The following is a 16,751-nucleotide window of genomic DNA, read 5'->3' as shown; positions in this document are numbered from 1 at the left end:
AAAAGTCAATGAATTTATCGACAAAAATAATATAAATGGCACTACAAAACTTTCAAAAAAAACACCATTGATTTTAAAGAGAATTTTTCGACAAAAAATCGCTTAAACCGATGAATCAATGGCTTAGAAAGATGAAAGTGACGAAGATGGGCTAAGCGCCCTAAATCTCTGCCAATCATATGTTTTCCTGATGGCATCAGTTGAAACACATCTTTCGCTGAGAATCATGGAAACGGAGCTTAGCGAAGTGGTGATTTTTAGTCCCTGATAGGCGACAGGGCAATTCGCTGATTCGACGTGTGCTAGCAGCACGCGAGAGGAGCAAGAATTGCATTCCGAATAGCCCTCCAGCCAGTGAGGTAGTAATGACGAAGCGGCTTTTGTGCGTAGTCGTTGCGGACGCAGGGCGTTCAGGGCATCTCCCATCCGCTGCGTAGGTGAACGAATTATGGCGACAGGAGTCCCGGAATTTCGTGAGGTAGCATGGCCGCCTGACGCCCCCATCCTTCATAAAGCTTCCAGTCCTCAAAGAAAACCTCAATCAGCCATCTCAACGTATAGGCTTGAATAATATCTTGTGTGCGCCAAGTCAGGTCTGTCGCCACTAAATAGCGATAGTCGTTTTCACCGTCATATTTTAAGGCAATGACAAAGCGTTTTTTACTGTGAGAACTCACCTTTAATCGTGCACTGCTGACAGTCACTTTAATCTCTTTGCCGCCACGTACGCGTATTATCTGATCAATGCCTTTGTTAATCGAATTAAAGTAGCTCTCGACTGACCTTATTCTACCTCTATAGTTTCTCAGATAAATAATTCCCAAATTTGGAGCGCTTAAACTTAGGCGGTAACAACGAAATCTTCCCGCAATTTTTGCATAACACAAATCACTTTACTGGCATCATGCATATAAGTGTTAAAAGTTTGCACAACTGAATCATGAAGATCTTCAAAAGTTTTAAAATACTTCATATGAGTCGAATCGCGTTTCGTATTTTTCCATAATTTCTCAATCGGATTAAAATCCGGCGAGAACGCAGGGAGACGTTCTACTGTCAAACGATCTACATTCGCTGAAAATCCTGGAAACGGAGCTTTAGCGAAGTGAAGATTTTTAGTCCGCGATAGCCGTAGGGCCGTTGTTTTGTCGGAGTCTGAGCGTTAGCGAAGGTGGAGACAAAATAAAAGGCCCTACGGCTATCGCGGACTAAAAATCTTCACTTCGCTAAAGCTCCGTTTCCAGGATTTTCAGCGGACGTTGTCGGCAATAGAATATATCGCTTCCATAAAAAGCTTCTGTGTTGGATATTTCTCATTTTTTAAGCTTTTAAGAATAGCTAAAAATTCTTGAGGCAGCCCAGCTTCTTTTAAAAGTCTAAGTGACTTTGGTTTTATCTCATAAGCCAATGATTCTCGGTATTGAAAACTCCCTCCTTCGAGTTCGCAGGCGCGCCATGCTACCTCACGAAATTCCGGGACTCCTGTCGCCATAATTCGTTCACCTACGCAGCGGATAGGAGATGCCCTGAACGCCCTGCGTCCGCAACGACTACGCACAAAAGCCGCTTCGTCATTCGCTGTCAGCCCCGGACGGGCTGATAGTCTCCAGAAGGCGCAGGGAAATTTGCCAATCCGAAGTGCGCGATAGCGCGCGAGGGAGGCTAAAATTTTATCCCGAATAGCCGTAGAGCCATTTGTGGTAGCCATGACTGAGCTGCCTTGTGCTCAGTCTGTGGCGGACGCAGGGCGGCTGGAGCATCTCCTATTCGCTGCGTAGGTGAACGAATTACGGCGACAGGAGTCCCGGAATTTCGTGAGGTAGCATGGCGCGCCTGTCTTCTACCGCCTTTTCCATAATGGCAGGCAATGTTTCTTCCAGCCACGTTTTTCTTTCAAGCTCGTACTTTTCTTCTTCTTGGCGATCAGTCACAAAACGAGCTTTTTGATAACTGAAGCCCAGTTTTTTCATTAGGCTTGATAAATAGTTCAAGTTATAACGAACTTCAGATTTTAACCAAATAAGCTCGGCAATCATCGCAGTATTCCATATTCCACAATGAAATCCATTGTCTTCTGGGCCTTTCTTTATCAACTCAACCAATTTATTTTTCTGGTCTTTAGTTAACTTTGACTTCCGACCACGTCCTTGATAGTGTTGCCCTATTAACCAACCGACACCTTTATCCATGAATGTTTTCAGCCAATTTATAATGGTTTTTTCACAGACTCCCATTAGGCGTGCTATTTCTTTGATTCCCATGCATTCACTGAACCAGAGTAGAGCTTGAGTTAATCGATATAAACGAATATTACTTAGCTTGAGAGCTGTCGCCATATTTTTTTTTAGTCGGTCTACAATTGACTTTGAAAAAGTGAGGGATACCATTTTTGACTGTTTCCGTTAGTGTTGGGACGAAAATTATAAGCCAGTTTCCCCTCTGTCGTTTTTGTTTGTTCGGAAATTAATTTTCTGAAAGTCTATATATTCAATATTTTGGTTTTTACGTAATTGGCTAATCACCTGCGAGCCTCCAGGTTCTTTAGCGGCTTCGTCCATAAAGGCTTTTTCAACATACAGCGCATCAAGCCAGTACGCCTTTAATTTTAATCAGGCTATGCGCAACTTTAAACTCTTTTAATAAGCCTAATGCAATCTCTGTTTTGGTCGGGTAGGCACTGTCACGTTCAGGCTTAATAGGCCGATCTTTTTTTGCTATACCGCTCTTTTTCAACCGTTTATCTTCTTTATCCCACTGCTTTAAGGCTGGATCCGGCATATAAAAGAAAAAACCGACAGGCACTGTAATGGATGAGGTAACTAGCAGCAATAATACTATCGTTTGTCCATTAACATACCCGCCGGAGCCTTTGTGTTTCTGCTTGTAAACTTTATAAATACGTTTTGTAGACTTAGATCGTGCTCGGTCTGATTCATCAAAGGCCAACACACCTTCAGTAATGCCATAACGTTTTAAAATTAAGACCACACTCACCCGTAGCAACCAGTCCCAGGGTATACTTGCTTTACGAAACACCCAGGATAATGCGGCTACCGCTGTCAGCCCCGGACGGGCTGATAGTCTCCAGAAGGCGCAGGGAAATTTGCCAATCCGAAGTGCGCGATAGCGCGCGAGGGAGGCTAAAATTTTATCCCGAATAGCCGTAGAGCCATTTGTGGTAGCCATGACTGAGCTGCTTTGTGCTCAGTCTGTGGCGGACGCAGGGCGGCTGGAGCATCTCCTATTCGCTGCGTAGGTGAACGAATTACGGCGACAGGAGTCCCGGAATTTCGTGAGGTAGCATGGCGCGCCTGATCCTTCAACTCTGGGCATGAACGAGTCCACAAAGGATGACGCTCTGCTAACAGGGCACGTTCCATACTTTCATTGCAGTGTTGGTGAATATGTTCAGAGAGTGGTAGGTCTTTAAGCATGGGTGATATCCGTTTATGAGGTGATTAAAACGGAAATTTTTAGAAAAATTTTTTCGGCAATTGCAAGCTTTATTTGAAATTATTTGTTGTTTTTTTACGGTGCTTACAGAGTGTCTATTTGCTGTTATAAGTGATTAAAATCAAAAAGATGGAAATATTCGAGTGGTGCTACCTTCATGTAGGTTATAGGCTGCTTTGTTTAGGTACTTCTTCTTTCAATGGGAACACTGATGCTAACTATAGTGTAAAACAGAAGTTTGCGTGCTTTTCTTGCTGAAATAGTAGACTGAACAACAAAAAACACAGATTATTATGCTAATAAAAGGCATAAAAAAGGTACAATATCGAGCGTTATAGCAAATGGAAATCAGCAAGTGACACAGCGAATTATTAAAATTGCAACACGGCAAAGTCCTTTAGCATTATGGCAGGCGGAATATGTAGCACAACAATTACAACTTTCGCACCCGGGTATACAAACCAAATTGGTGAAAATGCTTACCAAGGGCGATAAGATCCTGGATGCGCCGTTAGCCAAAATCGGTGGTAAAGGGTTATTTGTTAAAGAACTAGAGCAAGGCATGCTGGATGGCATAGCCGATATTGCGGTACATTCGATGAAGGATGTGCCGGTAGAATTTCCGCAGGGCTTGCACTTAGCTGTTATCTTAAAACGTGAAGACCCGTGTGATGCATTTGTATCTAATAAGTATAAATCTATAGCAGATCTACCTGTCGGTGCGAAAATTGGCACCTCAAGCTTACGCCGCCAATGCCAGATCGCTGAGCGGGAGCCTGATATGCAAATCTTAACCCTGCGTGGCAATGTCAATACGCGTCTGGCCAAGCTGGATGCGGGAGATTATGATGCCATTATTTTGGCGGCGGCGGGCTTAAAGCGCCTGGGTTATGCCAATAGAATCACTCAGCAACTGGATAGTACGGTCAGTTTGCCAGCAATAGGACAGGGTGCTGTCGGCATAGAATGTCGCATAGATGATACTGAAATGAATCAATTACTAGCGCCATTGCAAGATACAGCAAGTAGTATTAGAGTCAGCGCAGAACGCGCGATGAATGCACGTTTGAATGGCGGGTGTCAGGTACCAATCGCTGGTTACGCTGAATTACAAGGTGAGCAATTATTTATGCGTGGCTTAGTAGGTAAGCCAGATGGTAGCATTATCTATCGTGCAGAAAAAACCGGCCCGATTATAGAGGCCGAGGCGATAGGTCGTGCGGTTGCTGATGAACTATTGGCGCTGGGTGCAGCCGAGGTATTAAAAGAGCTATATGCCTAAGGATTGAATCACTATAGGCTGTGGAAATGCAGCACAGCGGAAAAAAAATCTTAGTCACTCGGCCTAAACATCAAGCAGAGAACATGTGTGTGCTGATTGAGCAGCAAGGCTGGGAGGCTATTCGATTTCCGTTGATAGAAATTCAAGCTAGTTCAATATCTGCTCAGGAACAAATGCGCTTGCATAATCTAGATCAGTATCAGCTGGTTTTTTTTATCAGTGCCAATGCAGTAAATTTTGCACTGCCGTTATTTAATGGCAAAATGGAGCAATTGCAAAAGACTGTGTGTATAGCAGTAGGTAAAGCAAGTTACACCGCATTAAAAGCATATGGCATTAAGCAAGTATTAGTACCAGAGCAGGGATTTAATAGCGAAGCAATACTGGCAATGGCAGAAGTGCAAGATCTGCACGGTCAGAGCTGCCTGATAATACGCGGAGCAGGTGGGCGCGGATTTTTAGCGGATAGTTTGCGCGAACGGGGTGCCAGGGTACATTATCTGCAAGTTTATCAGCGCGCAATGCCGATGGTTGATAGCCATTTGCTGAACGCATATATACGGCAGAATGCACTTGCTGCCATCCTTATATATAGTGGGGATGCTTTAAAAAACCTGTTGCAAATGCTGACTAAGGAAAAATTAAATAAAAATTTGCTAAATACGCCTATCGTTGTTATTAGTCCGCGGGTACGAGATTTAGCCAGAAATATCGGGTTTAAGAATATAATTATTGCTGCTGAAGCATCTGATGCAGCAATGATGAATGCATTATTGAATGGGGAAGAACGTGGCTGAAATTATTGAAGAACAAAATCAACAAGAGGCAGAGCCTGTAGCTGCTCCGGTACCAACGCCGCTACCTTCGGAAAATAAATCGGGAAATGGTATCTGGTTTGGACTGATTATTATATTAATTATCCTGGGTATTGCAGGAGCAGGCTTTCTGTTACTGCAGCAGTTGCGCGATAAGCAGCAAGACCTCGGTGGCGAGTTGAGTAAAGATTCGCAACAAGTGATGGAATTGACTAAGCAAATTTCTGGTTATCAGGAACAGCTAGTCGCAATTCAAAAGCAATTGACCGGTTTAAGTAAAGAGGTCGGCAGTAAAGCAACTAATTATGAGCATAAACTCAATCAAATGAGTGATTTTCATAATGAGCGATTAGAAAATGCTGCGGCGCGATTGAAAGAGTCCATACAGCATATCCAGCGGCAATTAGGCAGAACAAGAGGTGATTGGCTAGTTGCTGATGCAGAGTATCTATTAAGCGTTGCCAATCGGCGATTGCATTTAATGGGCGATGTATCAACGACGATTGAAGCCTTGAAAGCTGCTGATAATCGTTTGCGCGAGAGTGGTGATACAGCGGGATTTAAAGTGCGTGGTCAGATAGCCAAAGAAATAGCGCAGGTTAAAAAAGTAAAAGTAGCAGATGTGGTCGGCATCTATGCGAAGCTGGAAATGCTGGAAGAAGATGTTGCCAAACTCAACGTATTGTTGCCCTATTCAGGTAAGGCAAAAGATCTGCAGAGTGCGCGCGAAGCTGCAGAAAAAGAGCCAGCGCAAGATGATAAAGCTACGGATGATATCAGAGATATTCTGAATGATGCTTTTGTCGAAATTGAGGGGATTATTACGATCAGGCGCCTAGATCACTCGGTAACATCGATTATAAGCCCGGAACAGAAAACATTTATAAGCGAGCAATTAAGTAGCAAACTGGTTATCGTCAAACTTGCTTTAGTGCAGCATGATGATGCGCTTTATCAGGCAGGCTTAGCGGATACTGAACAGTGGTTAAGCAAAAATTTTAGCAAAGATGCAGAATATAAGCATTTCCTTGGTGAGCTAGAAGAATTAAAAGCAGTACGGATACGCAGTAATTTTCCGGATATTAGTAAGTCACTAAAAATGTTGATAAATATTGCCAAGCTAAGACTGGAGAGTGATAAGGCCGCACAACCGGCAGTGCAGGCGCCCCCCCAGGACGCACAAAAATAAGGGAGACTAATGATGAAAAATATTTTATTTTTTCTGGGAACGTTAGCCGCAGCACTGGGTATTGCATTTATCGTGCACGAGTGGATGCTGCAGTATAATGACCCGGGCTATGTGCTAATAGGTGTCGGGCATTGGGCGATGGAAACATCGCTGATAGTCTTTATTGTCGGGCTTATTATCAGCTTTTTTGTTTTTTATGTTTTGTTTAGAATCCTCGGCTGGCTTTTTCGGCTTCCAGGCAGGATTAGGCAGCGGGGTAAATCCATTAAGTTTAACCGCTCACAAGATGCTTTAATTGCAGGTCTGGTTGATTCGGCAGAAGGTAATTGGGAACGAGCAGAGCGCACGTTAATAAAACATGCTTCAAATAGTGGTGCGCCATTAATCCATTATTTAACGGCTGCCCGTGCAGCACATTCTCGTGGGGCAATGGACAAGCGTGATGAATATTTACAACGCGCAACCAAAGGTGCGCCAGGATCGGAAGTTGCTGTAGGCTTGACCAAAGCAGAACTGCATTTATCTCAAAAGCAATTTGACGAGGCGCTAGAAACTTTAACTAAACTACATTCCATCGACTCTTCACATGCCAGCGTTTTAAAGCTACTGCATCAAACCTATCAGCAGTTAGGCGACTGGAAAGCGATCCGCTCCTTGCTGCCGGCTTTTCATGAGAACAAGGTTTTTATGGAAGCCGAAGTAAGGTTATTAGAAGTAGAGACCTATAGCGTTTTACTTAAAGAAGCTGCGGAACACGAAGATCCACGGGAAATTGAGGAGCTCTGGGCGAATGTTCCCGCGCATGTTAAAACCATGTCGGGAGTGCCGGCCATTTATTACGCGGCAATGATTGAAGCTGGTGCCGGTGCTAAAATTGAAAACGAGCTAGTTAAGTCTTTAAATAATAAATGGGATATGACGCTGTTGGTTTTATTCGGCAGTGTACAGTCGATAGATTTTCGCGGGCAACTGGAAATAGCAGAGAAATGGCTATTGCAACATGGTAATGATGCGATCTTGTTGCGTGTCTTAGGTAAAATTGCCATCAAATGCGAATTTTCCGAGAAAGCTAAAAAATACCTGGCTAAAAGCATAGGCGTGGAGCCGACTGTTGAGGCGTATCGCATCCTTGGTAACTTTCTTGCCTCGGAAGGTGATCAGGAACGTGCCAGCGAATGTTATAAATTAGGTCTGGAGCTGGCTTCTACGCAGGTGATCAATCAGGCTAATGCGATGTAAGTGTAAGATTCTTTGCGTAGGCTGATGATATGGACTCCTCTCCCACCAACAGTGTCATAATGCACCTAAGAGTAATAACGGAGCAAAGAGGAGCCCGACATGAATAATAGCGTAATTGGATTGGATATAGCAAAAAATATTTTTCACATGTATACATTTGATGAAAAAAAATCACAACCTGTTACTCGATGTTCAAGTTTTTCCATCCCATTGCCATCAAACTCTTACCTTCACCCAGTAGAACAATACTTTAATGATGCTGTTGGCCCTAAGCGCCCTAAATCTCTGCCAATCATATGTTTTCCTGATGGCATCAGTTGAAACACATCCTTTATTAATTCACCTAACTCTTTCAGCTTATCACCAGGATCTGGAAACTCTAGCAATGACGTGATGAACTCAAGCAGTACATCCATTTGAGACTTGCGCTGTAAGCTTCCTACGGTATACGCAGGTAGTTTGCTTTCAATGCGGGCTATTTGCTCTGGGTGAAGGAGAAGGCAATGGTCAAACAAAAGACTCAGAATCAGGCCACGGCTTGATCCCTCTTCATCTAATTGTTTGGCCTCACGCCCCCATCCTTCATAAAGCTTCCAGTCCTCAAAGAAAACCTCAATCAGCCATCTCAACGTATAGGCTTGAATAATATCTTGTGTGCGCCAAGTCAGGTCTGTCGCCACTAAATAGCGATAGTCGTTTTCACCGTCATATTTTAAGGCAATGACAAAGCGTTTTTTACTGTGAGAACTCACCTTCAATCGTGCACTGCTGACAGTCACTTTAATCTCTTTGCCGCCACGTACACGTATTATCTGATCAATGCCTTTGTTAATCGAATTAAAGTAGCTCTCGACTGACCTTATTCTACCTCTATATTCAATATTTTGGTTTTTACGTAATTGGCTAATCACCTGCGAGCCTCCAGATTCTTTAGCGGCTTCGTCCATAAAGGCTTTTTCACCATACAGCGCATCAAGCCAGTACGCCTTTAATTTTAATCAGGCTATGCGCAACTTTAAACTCTTTTAATAAGCCTAATGCAATCTCTGTTTTGGTCGGGTAGGCACTGTCACGTTCAGGCTTAATAGGCCGATATTTTTTTGCTATACCGCTCTTTTTCAACCGTTTATCTTCTTTATCCCACTGCTTTCGCTGAAAATCATGGAAACGGAGCTTAGCGAAGTGGTGATTTTTAGTCCCTGATAGGCGACAGGGCGATTCGCTGATTCGACGTGTGCTAGCAGCACGCGAGAGGAGCAAGAATTGCATTCCGAATAGCCGTCCAGCCAGTGAGGTAGTAATGACGAAGCGGCTTTTGTGCGTAGTCGTTGCGGACGCAGGGCGTTCAGGGCATCTCCCATCCGCTGCGTAGGTGAACGAATTATGGCGACAGGAGTCCCGGAATTTCGTGAGGTAGCATGGCGCGCCTGAAGGCTGGATCCGGCATATAAAAGAAAAAACCGACAGGCACTGTAATGGATGAGGTAACTAGCAGCAATAATACTATCGTTTGTCCATTAACATACCCGCCGGAGCCTTTGTGTTTCTGCTTGTAAACCTTATAAATACGTTTTGTAGACTTAGATCGTGCTCGGTCTGATTCATCAAAGGCCAACACACCTTCAGTAATGCCATAACGTTTTAAAATTAAGACCACACTCACCCGTAGCAACCAGTCCCAGGGTATACTTGCTTTACGAAACACCCAGGATAATGCGGCTACTTTGCAATCTCCAAGGCTTGCTCGCTCAAACTTAGCCCAGCAAACAGAGTTCATTAGCAGTATGCCCGTTAAACAAGTGCCCAACCAAGCGGCTTGAATCCGTGTCAAAGCGGCTCCGGGTTTTAGCTGATTGAGCGCATCATTTAAATCGTCAATATAGCTTTGGATAAAGGTGGCTGGGGCATTCATTAACATGGGCTTACACCGATAAAATTACAACAACCTCAGAATACCTGATTTTACCTTCTCAATATCAAAAACTTGAACATCGAGAGAAAAAGCTAAAACGAGCTGAGCTTTTAATATTTTTTGCAAATTATCCAGTGAGCTTAATTGGAATAGAAGCCTGTGGCGGAGCTCATCACTGGGCAAGAGAGTTAACTAAACAAGGGCATGAAGTCATTTTTCTTAATGCCCGTTATGTAAAGGGTTTTGTTGTGGGGAACAAAAATGACTTTAATGATGCCGCTGCTATATTTGATGCGGTTACCCGTCCAAATAAGCGCACAGTGTCGATAAAAACGATTGAACAGCAAGACATTCAACTCGTTCATAGAATACGTGAAGGCCTTGTTGACAAACGTACTGCGCTGGTTAATCAAGTGCGAGGGCTACTCAGTGAAAGAGGCATTGTTATTCCTAAAGGTATAAAGAAAGTAAGAGTAGAATTACCGTTGATTTTAGAAGATAGCGACAATGATTTGACTGATTTAAGTCGGGAAATGTTTGCTGAGCAATATGAAAAACTAGTTGCACTAGATGAAGAGATTAAACAACAGGACAGACGTATTAGCCGGCTATGTAATAGCAATCAGTTAAGCCAGCGTTTTCTTGATGTGCCAGGTATTGGGGCAATAACAGCCACCATCATTGCCTCAGACATAGGGGCAGGTAAAAGCTATCAGAGTAGCCGAGATTATGCAGCCAGCTTAGGGATTGTTCCGAGACAACATAGCAGTGGTGATAATCAGGTTTATTTAGGAATTAGTAAGCGAGGTAACCGCTATATTCGTACGATGTTAATTCATGGAGCACGATCGGTGTTAAAGCGCTGTAGTGGTAAAAAAGATAAATTAAGCCTATGGCTACAAGCACTCATTGAGCGGCGTGGATTTAATAAAGCCGCCGTTGCGCTGGCCAATAAAAATGCCCGAATACTGTGGGCGATGGCGAGTCAGGATAAAGAATATGATGCAGCTCTGACATAGTTAGAGTGCATAAGCAGGGTTACCCACCCTTTGCCCACCGACTGCGAGCTAGGAGGGCTCTTCGTCTGTGGACAAAGCGTGGATAACCCTGAGATAACCGAGTAACCAAGATTGCGGAGGCAAGTTAACCAATATTGATGACAACAACAGGTCAGACCGATACTTTTACAGAACCCTTGCAACCCAGAGAGTCCATTGCGAGACCGTTAGGCTGGTAGGGTCAAAAAGTATGCGAATAGATTCATCAGGAGTCCTGAGGCAAAAAGCCTCTGTTAGAGACCGAATATATGGCTGCAATCTTGTTCACTGTTATTAGCATCAATTATGTAAAACTTGGCTTGCAATAAACGAGGAGTCCATATATGGGTTAGTTTTTTTTTTGCGCAGCAATAAAAACGAAACCCAGCATCTTAGAGGATTCATAAAATTCTAGCTTAAAGTACTTCGGCAGGCGCGCCATGCTACCTCACGAAATTCCGGGACTCCTGTCGCCGTAATTCGTTCACCTACGCAGCGAATAGGAGATGCTCCAGCCGCCCTGCGTCCGCCACAGACTGAGCACAAAGCAGCTCAGTCATGGCTACCACAAATGGCTCTACGGCTATTCGGGATAAAATTTTAGCCTCCCTCGCGCGCTATCGCGCACTTCGGATTGGCAAATTTCCCTGCGCCTTCTGGAGACTATCAGCCCGTCCGGGGCTGACTTCGAAGAAAACAAGAAAATTTACTTAACCGTCGCAACAAAAGTCGCACGCCTAGGAGCCGGGTGACCTTCAATGGTTAAATCCGGATTATCCGCATCTAAAAAATCCTCGAGTGAATTAAACGTCATCCACGGGGTAGAGCGTTGCTCTTGCATGCTGGTCTGATTAATATCAACCACGCGTATATTAATAAAACCACAGCGCTTCATCCAGCTTACCAGAGTGTCGCAAGTGGGTAAAAACCAGACATTACGCATACGCGCATATCGCCCTTCGGGAACTAATACTTCCCCTAGCTGGCCTTCAATGACTAGTGTTTCCAGTACGAGTTCACCACCACTGCGTAGGCAGTTACGTAAGTCCATTAAATGATCAATCGGTGAACGCCGGTGGTAGAGTACGCCCATAGAAAATACGCTATCAAAAATATTGGTTTTTTCGGGTATTTCTTCCAGTGTGAGAGGCAAAACATACACAGGCGCTGCGCCATACAGACGGCGGATTGCCTGAAACTGTATTACATGTAATTGCACTGGATCAACGCCGATCACCATTTGTGCGCCCGCTCCCAGCATCCGCCAGCAGTGATAGCCATTGCCGCAGCCCACATCTAAAACCAGGCGATTATCCAGTGGCGTAATATGGTGTTTTATTCGCTCCCACTTCCAGTCAGAACGCCACTCGGTATCAAGGTGCAAGCCAAATAAATCATACGGACCTTTGCGCCAGGGGAATAGGTTCTTTAGGCCTGTTTCTAGTTGTTGTCTCTGTTGTGCCGATAACTCATCTACCAGTCCAATTTTAAAGCCCTCATTATCTAGCTGGATACTGGGTTTTTTCGGGATAGGTAATTGCTCAACAGCCGCATTCCATTTGCTGAAATTGCCATGTGCTTCGGGGTTAAGTTTTTGCGGGATCTGGTCGGGTAATATTGCACTCCAGTGCTCAGCATTTCGTTCAGTAAGTAATTCGTACAGTGGTTGATAGTCGATCATTTCAGCGCAATCAGGGAGGCAAAATTAAAATATTGAAACCAGACTTCAGCATTATCAAAACCCGACTGTAAAAGGCGGTCTTTATGCTGCTTAAATGTTTCGGGAATAAGCACATTTTCCAGCGAGGCACGTTTCTGGCTGATTTCCATATCACTATAGCCGTGGGATTTTTTAAAAGCATGGTGCATTTCAGTCTGTAAGGCTTGCTGTCTTGCATCACTGAACATAAGTTTTTCGGATAAAATAAGTAAGCCACCGGGGCGCAGCCCATTATAGATTTGACCAATAAATGCATCGCGATCAGCCAGAGGAATAAATTGTAGTGTAAAGTTCAACACAATAACCGATGCGTTATGTATCTTAATGTCTTGTATATCGCTACAAATAAGCTCAACCGGAATGGCAGCAGTATCTCGTGTGATGATCTTCTGGCAACGCGACAGCATGGCGGTGGAACTATCTACCGCTATGATTTTACAGTTGGCTGCGGAAATTTTATGGCGCATGGATAGAGTTGCAGCGCCTAATGAACAACCCAGGTCATAACAAACGCTATCTGGTTGAGCAAAGCGGCTGGCAAGCAAGCCTATAGCAGATATAATAGCGCTGTATCCAGGTACAGAACGCTGTATCATATCCGGGAAAACATCGACCACGCTGTTATCGAATTTAAATCCGTCTACATCACCCAGCGGGCTCGCGTATAAAGTATCTTTAAGTGAATTCATTTGTGTCATCATAAAAGCAGAATGCTAATTTTACTTAAAAAACACCGTTTTGTACGCAGGAAAAAACATTAAGGAGAAAATGAATAGTGGCACAGATAAATCAAACTCAAATCGAACAAGTAAAAGCCTTTCTACTAAGCCTGCAAGATAGCATCTGCGCATGTCTGCAGCGCGAAGATGGTGGTGCGGTATTTGTCGAAGACTCATGGGATAGAGCTGAAGGAGGTGGTGGCCGTTCCCGCGTATTAACTAAGGGCAAAACCTTTGAGCAGGCGGGGGTTAACTTCTCGCATGTATTTGGGCACAAACTACCGCCTTCTGCTACGGAAAAACGCCCTGAACTAGAAGGGCGTGACTTTCAGGCGATGGGCGTATCCTTAGTGATACACCCGCATAACCCCTATGTGCCTACCTCGCATGCAAATGTACGTTTTTTTATTGCCGAAAAAGAAGGCGAAGAGCCTATCTGGTGGTTCGGCGGCGGCTTTGATTTGACTCCATTTTACCCGTTTAAAGAAGATGCGATTGCCTGGCACAAAACTGCAAAAGCTGCCTGTGATCCCTTTGGACAGGAAGTGTATGCAAAATATAAGCATTGGTGTGATGAATATTTCTATTTAAAACATCGTAGTGAAACGCGGGGTGTTGGAGGTCTATTTTTTGATGATTTAAACGAATATGGCTTTGAGCAGAGTTTTGCCTTTATGCAAAGCGTGGGAGAGCATTATCTAAAAGCCTACCTGCCCATAGTGAAGAAGCGTAAAGCAATAGAGTATGGCGAGCGCGAACGGAACTTTCAGTTATACCGTCGAGGCCGTTATGTCGAATTTAATCTGGTCTACGATCGTGGTACTTTATTTGGCCTGCAATCAGATGGGCGTACCGAGTCGATATTAATGTCTATGCCACCCGTAGTGCATTGGAAGTATGACTGGCATCCTGAAGAGGGAAGTCCAGAAGCGGTATTATATAAAGACTATTTGCATGCGCGGGACTGGTTGGCAGAATAGGGCTTATGAAGGTGTTTTCCAGTTAACAAGTGAGATTGGGTTGGGATATAAACCCAACTCAAAGGCCCCTGCTCTGTTCTGATTATTGAATCGCTTTTTAGCGAGATCTAGCTGATTGGTTGAACTTTTAGAGTGTGGCTTGTTTAGTGTTTTTTGCTCTTACCCTCATCAGTGTTCCCCTATCAATTGAGGCGGTAAAACTAACCTCGCCACAAGAGAGCTCATAAAGCACTGTAAAGACATTCCTGTTATTATTGTGTTTTGAACTGCCCGAATGGTATACGAGCTGATACGAGATATTCTTGCCTGGAAAAATAATGGATTCACAAAACGATCTCGTTTTTGAGCCTGTTGCTGCCTTATCTCCAGAGCCTCGCTATATTTTTTATCCGATGGATGAATCAATTCTGGCTGTTGTGTTTTTGAAATCTCTTCAAACACGCGCATTAAATTACAGCTCATTGCAGTCAGGCGCATTTGATTTTCAAGTGAGCGGGTATTGGAAGACCAAGCTTTAGTTTCCTTGAAATTACTTTTAGTGTTATTGAATGTCTTTTCAATCGTCCATCGTTTGAAATATAGCATGGCAATGGCTCCAGGGTTAATAGTCATTGGCAAGGTTGTCACAAACCGGTGAAGTTTTCCGGTTTCTGGATCACGGTAATCCACTACGTTAAATTTGATGCCCTTGTTTTCGTACACACTGTATGCTTCAACTCCTGTATTGATCTCATGCTGGGAGTCAAAAGGGATAGACTCAACCAGAGTCGCAATTGAATTTTCTTTTAGCATTGAAATCATGTAATTAGCATGTCGTTTCTGCCGATCCCACCAGACAAAGTCGGTGACGGCTTTATCGTAGACATAGAGATGTTTCTGAGAGCTGTTATTTCCCTTGTTTTGCTTTTCAATATGATCTCGTAACACAGGTATTTCTTGATGTCTCTGAGTTCCGTTTGTCACCAGACAAAGAAATCTGAGCAACCCACTTCTGAGATTCAACGCGTAAATCCCCCCGGCCGCATAAACTTTCCCCTTACTGTTTTTTTCAGTATGGCAGGTATGATCAATAAAATGTCCATCCGCTGCTTCTATGGTGTATTCGTCCGCTGTCAGCCCCGGACGGGCTGATAGTCTCCAGAAGGCGCAGGGAAATTTGCCAATCCGAAGTGCGCGATAGCGCGCGAGGGAGGCTAAAATTTTATCCCGAATAGCCGTAGAGCCATTTGTGGTAGCCATGACTGAGCTGCTTTGTGCTCAGTCTGTGGCGGACGCAGGGCGGCTGGAGCATCTCCTATTCGCTGCGTAGGTGAACGAATTACGGCGACAGGAGTCCCGGAATTTCGTGAGGTAGCATGGCGCGCCTGTGCTTCTATGGTGTATTCGTCAAGTTCTGGGAATGCTTTAAGATAATCAATGCCTTGCGATAGCAGTGTTTCAGCGTGAAGATGATAGCTCTGCTGTTCAAATGCCTCAAGCATACTTGTTCGTCTATGCGACTTCAGTGATTTAAAATACGTTGAGTGGGGAAGCAGCTGGCCATAAATCTGTTCATTGGTTTGGAGGAAATGGCGACCACTATCGACTACACTGATACAGCGTAATAACCCAAGGCGAATAAAGTCGATATCCTTCAACTCTGGGCATGAACGAGCCCACAAAGGATGACGCTCTGCTAACCTATCTTCGTGACATATACAGTCAATTTCCCATTATTTCAATGAGTTAAATTTTTCAATCGGCCCCAGTTGGCACTACAGGTTTCATATCAACGATCGTTTTAACTTTTCCAATCGGGTCGGGGTTAATATTCAACGCAGTGTATATTTGTTTTTGTCTGGTTTCTGCTTTGCTTGTGGTTCGCAGGTGAATGATTGTATCGTTATCCGTGGGTAAAGTAATGGTCATGCGTTGCTGGGTCGACATCCTGTTGCGAATGCTTTCCCAGCTTAGATGGATGTCCTGCAATCTAAGTTGATAACGCAGTACATGTACCAGGTGGTAAGCTAATAATGTGATGAATAGGTGTCCGGTAACCCGCTCTTCTTTTTTGTGATAGACAGGGCGCAAGCCTAGCTCGGTTTTCAGGCTTCTAAAGGTCGCTTCAATCTCAGTCAGCATGGTATAGGTTAGCCATAACTGTTCTTCCGACCAGTCAGGGATATTCGTTCTTAGGCAGTAAACACCACGGTGCTTATCTTTTTGGTCACTTTCAGGTTTACGTTACCATTCTATACCGATGGCTTTGTTTTTTTTGTCATCCGCGATAACGTTAATGGTGTAATCTGCAGCAACACGGCTATGTTTTTCACGTAGTCGTCCGATACGTTCCAGTATTTTGTCGTATTTTTTAACCCATCTTCGTCACTATTGATGATGTAGTTGTTATAAATCAATTGGTTGAA

Annotated in this window: 22 protein-coding genes and 2 pseudogenes; 7 read left to right on the top strand and 17 right to left on the bottom strand. The window is 44.0% G+C overall.

Annotated elements, in window-relative coordinates:
* Window positions 1-123: 123 nt before the first annotated feature.
* From K6984_RS12940 to K6984_RS12910, 7 genes and pseudogenes are all read right to left on the bottom strand, one after another.
* Window positions 124-426, bottom strand: coding sequence for a hypothetical protein (locus K6984_RS12940; RefSeq protein ID WP_221895907.1), 303 nt, complete (start codon window positions 424-426; stop codon window positions 124-126).
* Window positions 427-446: 20 nt separating this feature from the next.
* Window positions 447-824, bottom strand: coding sequence for a hypothetical protein (locus K6984_RS12935; protein WP_221895906.1), 378 nt, complete (start codon window positions 822-824; stop codon window positions 447-449).
* Between the two features lie 17 nt (window positions 825-841).
* Window positions 842-1,096: pseudogene (locus K6984_RS12930) on the bottom strand (transposase); the annotation flags it as partial.
* A 153-nt stretch (window positions 1,097-1,249) separates the two neighbouring features.
* Window positions 1,250-1,708 carry a hypothetical protein gene (locus K6984_RS12925; RefSeq protein ID WP_221895905.1) on the bottom strand — a complete coding sequence of 153 codons (459 nt, stop codon included), beginning with the start codon at window positions 1,706-1,708 and terminating at the stop codon, window positions 1,250-1,252.
* A 79-nt stretch (window positions 1,709-1,787) separates the two neighbouring features.
* Window positions 1,788-2,387 (bottom strand): helix-turn-helix domain-containing protein, encoded by a 600-nt coding sequence (locus tag K6984_RS12920; RefSeq protein ID WP_221895904.1) that lies wholly within the window; start codon window positions 2,385-2,387, stop codon window positions 1,788-1,790.
* A gap of 33 nt (window positions 2,388-2,420) precedes the next feature.
* Window positions 2,421-2,558: a hypothetical protein gene (locus K6984_RS12915; RefSeq protein WP_221895903.1), complete on the bottom strand. Its 138-nt coding sequence runs from the start codon at window positions 2,556-2,558 to the stop codon at window positions 2,421-2,423.
* 25 nt (window positions 2,559-2,583) lie between these two features.
* A complete protein-coding gene (locus K6984_RS12910; protein WP_221895902.1) occupies window positions 2,584-3,186 on the bottom strand; it encodes a hypothetical protein in 603 nt (200 codons plus the stop codon).
* Between the two features lie 622 nt (window positions 3,187-3,808).
* Between K6984_RS12910 and hemC the strand changes: the two genes are divergently transcribed.
* From hemC to K6984_RS12890, 4 genes are read left to right on the top strand one after another with little or no spacing between them, the layout of a single operon-like run.
* Entirely contained in the window at window positions 3,809-4,735 is a 927-nt protein-coding gene (hemC, locus tag K6984_RS12905; RefSeq protein ID WP_221895901.1) for a hydroxymethylbilane synthase, read from the top strand.
* 26 nt (window positions 4,736-4,761) lie between these two features.
* A complete protein-coding gene (locus K6984_RS12900; protein WP_221895900.1) occupies window positions 4,762-5,532 on the top strand; it encodes a uroporphyrinogen-III synthase in 771 nt (256 codons plus the stop codon).
* Window positions 5,525-6,739, top strand: a complete 1,215-nt coding sequence (locus K6984_RS12895; protein WP_221895899.1) for a uroporphyrinogen-III C-methyltransferase — start codon at window positions 5,525-5,527, stop codon at window positions 6,737-6,739. Before K6984_RS12900 ends, K6984_RS12895 begins: the two co-directional genes overlap by 8 nt.
* A gap of 9 nt (window positions 6,740-6,748) precedes the next feature.
* Window positions 6,749-7,978 (top strand): heme biosynthesis HemY N-terminal domain-containing protein, encoded by a 1,230-nt coding sequence (locus tag K6984_RS12890; protein ID WP_230988061.1) that lies wholly within the window; start codon window positions 6,749-6,751, stop codon window positions 7,976-7,978.
* A gap of 230 nt (window positions 7,979-8,208) precedes the next feature.
* On the opposite strand, the gene K6984_RS12885 is transcribed toward K6984_RS12890, so the two are convergent.
* The 4 genes from K6984_RS12885 to K6984_RS12870 are packed head-to-tail and all read right to left on the bottom strand — an operon-like array spanning window position 8,209 to window position 9,896.
* A complete protein-coding gene (locus tag K6984_RS12885; RefSeq protein WP_221895982.1) occupies window positions 8,209-8,925 on the bottom strand; it encodes a hypothetical protein in 717 nt (238 codons plus the stop codon).
* A gap of 25 nt (window positions 8,926-8,950) precedes the next feature.
* On the bottom strand, window positions 8,951-9,100 hold the full coding sequence (locus K6984_RS12880) for a hypothetical protein (protein ID WP_221895898.1): 150 nt from the start codon (window positions 9,098-9,100) through the stop codon (window positions 8,951-8,953).
* Window positions 9,097-9,339: a hypothetical protein gene (locus tag K6984_RS12875; RefSeq protein ID WP_221895897.1), complete on the bottom strand. Its 243-nt coding sequence runs from the start codon at window positions 9,337-9,339 to the stop codon at window positions 9,097-9,099. Before K6984_RS12875 ends, K6984_RS12880 begins: the two co-directional genes overlap by 4 nt.
* Window positions 9,340-9,359: 20 nt before the next feature.
* Window positions 9,360-9,896: a hypothetical protein gene (locus K6984_RS12870; RefSeq protein ID WP_221895896.1), complete on the bottom strand. Its 537-nt coding sequence runs from the start codon at window positions 9,894-9,896 to the stop codon at window positions 9,360-9,362.
* On the opposite strand from K6984_RS12870, the gene K6984_RS12865 reads away from it, so the two are divergent.
* Window positions 9,878-10,909: an IS110 family RNA-guided transposase gene (locus tag K6984_RS12865; protein ID WP_338024509.1), complete on the top strand. Its 1,032-nt coding sequence runs from the start codon at window positions 9,878-9,880 to the stop codon at window positions 10,907-10,909. The two genes, K6984_RS12870 and K6984_RS12865, sit on opposite strands and share 19 nt — an antisense overlap.
* A 429-nt stretch (window positions 10,910-11,338) precedes the next feature.
* Here K6984_RS12865 and K6984_RS33425 read toward each other — a convergent pair whose 3' ends face one another.
* Window positions 11,339-11,473, bottom strand: a complete 135-nt coding sequence (locus K6984_RS33425; RefSeq protein ID WP_263458741.1) for a hypothetical protein — start codon at window positions 11,471-11,473, stop codon at window positions 11,339-11,341.
* A 12-nt stretch (window positions 11,474-11,485) separates the two neighbouring features.
* Between K6984_RS33425 and K6984_RS12860 the strand changes: the two genes are divergently transcribed.
* The gene (locus K6984_RS12860; RefSeq protein WP_221895895.1) at window positions 11,486-11,641 is read left to right on the top strand and encodes a hypothetical protein; all 156 of its coding nucleotides are present in this window, start codon (window positions 11,486-11,488) and stop codon (window positions 11,639-11,641) included.
* On the opposite strand, the gene cmoB is transcribed toward K6984_RS12860, so the two are convergent.
* Together cmoB and cmoA are read right to left on the bottom strand one after the other, a co-directional pair.
* Window positions 11,634-12,608, bottom strand: coding sequence for a tRNA 5-methoxyuridine(34)/uridine 5-oxyacetic acid(34) synthase CmoB (gene cmoB / locus K6984_RS12855; protein ID WP_221895894.1), 975 nt, complete (start codon window positions 12,606-12,608; stop codon window positions 11,634-11,636). The genes K6984_RS12860 and cmoB overlap by 8 nt on opposite strands.
* Entirely contained in the window at window positions 12,605-13,336 is a 732-nt protein-coding gene (cmoA, locus tag K6984_RS12850; protein ID WP_221895981.1) for a carboxy-S-adenosyl-L-methionine synthase CmoA, read from the bottom strand. The genes cmoB and cmoA overlap by 4 nt, the downstream gene beginning before the upstream one ends.
* Before the next feature lie 95 nt (window positions 13,337-13,431).
* Between cmoA and hemF the strand changes: the two genes are divergently transcribed.
* Entirely contained in the window at window positions 13,432-14,346 is a 915-nt protein-coding gene (hemF, locus tag K6984_RS12845) for an oxygen-dependent coproporphyrinogen oxidase (RefSeq protein ID WP_221895980.1), read from the top strand.
* Between the two features lie 168 nt (window positions 14,347-14,514).
* Here hemF and K6984_RS12840 read toward each other — a convergent pair whose 3' ends face one another.
* The 3 genes and pseudogenes from K6984_RS12840 to K6984_RS36180 all read right to left on the bottom strand — a co-directional run.
* On the bottom strand, window positions 14,515-15,585 hold the full coding sequence (locus K6984_RS12840) for a transposase (RefSeq protein ID WP_221895893.1): 1,071 nt from the start codon (window positions 15,583-15,585) through the stop codon (window positions 14,515-14,517).
* Window positions 15,540-16,007 (bottom strand): hypothetical protein, encoded by a 468-nt coding sequence (locus tag K6984_RS12835; protein WP_221895892.1) that lies wholly within the window; start codon window positions 16,005-16,007, stop codon window positions 15,540-15,542. Before K6984_RS12835 ends, K6984_RS12840 begins: the two co-directional genes overlap by 46 nt.
* 73 nt (window positions 16,008-16,080) lie before the next feature.
* Window positions 16,081-16,698, bottom strand: a pseudogene (locus tag K6984_RS36180) (IS1634 family transposase); the annotation flags it as partial.
* Between the last annotated feature and the right edge of the window lie 53 nt (window positions 16,699-16,751).

It is taken from the genome of Bathymodiolus japonicus methanotrophic gill symbiont (genome assembly GCF_019721995.1).
Taxonomy (GTDB): domain Bacteria; phylum Pseudomonadota; class Gammaproteobacteria; order Methylococcales; family Methylomonadaceae; genus Methyloprofundus.
Note: the sequence above shows the minus strand (reverse complement) of the source record. Positions and strands in the feature narration are given on the sequence as shown.

What these genes read in the sequence shown, in the direction of transcription:
- K6984_RS12885 (WP_221895982.1), bottom strand. Translation starts at nt 8,925, where the DNA reads ATGGACGAAGCCGCTAAAGAATCTGGAGGCTCGCAGGTGATTAGCCAA.
- K6984_RS12860 (WP_221895895.1), top strand. Translation starts at nt 11,486, where the DNA reads ATGGCTACCACAAATGGCTCTACGGCTATTCGGGATAAAATTTTAGCC.
- K6984_RS12870 (WP_221895896.1), bottom strand. Translation starts at nt 9,896, where the DNA reads ATGTTAATGAATGCCCCAGCCACCTTTATCCAAAGCTATATTGACGAT.
- K6984_RS12875 (WP_221895897.1), bottom strand. Translation starts at nt 9,339, where the DNA reads ATGGGAGATGCCCTGAACGCCCTGCGTCCGCAACGACTACGCACAAAA.
- K6984_RS12915 (WP_221895903.1), bottom strand. Translation starts at nt 2,558, where the DNA reads ATGGACGAAGCCGCTAAAGAACCTGGAGGCTCGCAGGTGATTAGCCAA.
- K6984_RS12890 (WP_230988061.1), top strand. Translation starts at nt 6,749, where the DNA reads ATGATGAAAAATATTTTATTTTTTCTGGGAACGTTAGCCGCAGCACTG.
- K6984_RS12900 (WP_221895900.1), top strand. Translation starts at nt 4,762, where the DNA reads ATGCAGCACAGCGGAAAAAAAATCTTAGTCACTCGGCCTAAACATCAA.
- K6984_RS12940 (WP_221895907.1), bottom strand. Translation starts at nt 426, where the DNA reads ATGGGAGATGCCCTGAACGCCCTGCGTCCGCAACGACTACGCACAAAA.
- K6984_RS12840 (WP_221895893.1), bottom strand. Translation starts at nt 15,585, where the DNA reads ATGGCTACCACAAATGGCTCTACGGCTATTCGGGATAAAATTTTAGCC.
- K6984_RS12925 (WP_221895905.1), bottom strand. Translation starts at nt 1,708, where the DNA reads ATGGCTACCACAAATGGCTCTACGGCTATTCGGGATAAAATTTTAGCC.
- cmoB (WP_221895894.1), bottom strand. Translation starts at nt 12,608, where the DNA reads ATGATCGACTATCAACCACTGTACGAATTACTTACTGAACGAAATGCT.
- cmoA (WP_221895981.1), bottom strand. Translation starts at nt 13,336, where the DNA reads ATGAATTCACTTAAAGATACTTTATACGCGAGCCCGCTGGGTGATGTA.
- K6984_RS12910 (WP_221895902.1), bottom strand. Translation starts at nt 3,186, where the DNA reads ATGGCTACCACAAATGGCTCTACGGCTATTCGGGATAAAATTTTAGCC.
- K6984_RS12920 (WP_221895904.1), bottom strand. Translation starts at nt 2,387, where the DNA reads ATGGTATCCCTCACTTTTTCAAAGTCAATTGTAGACCGACTAAAAAAA.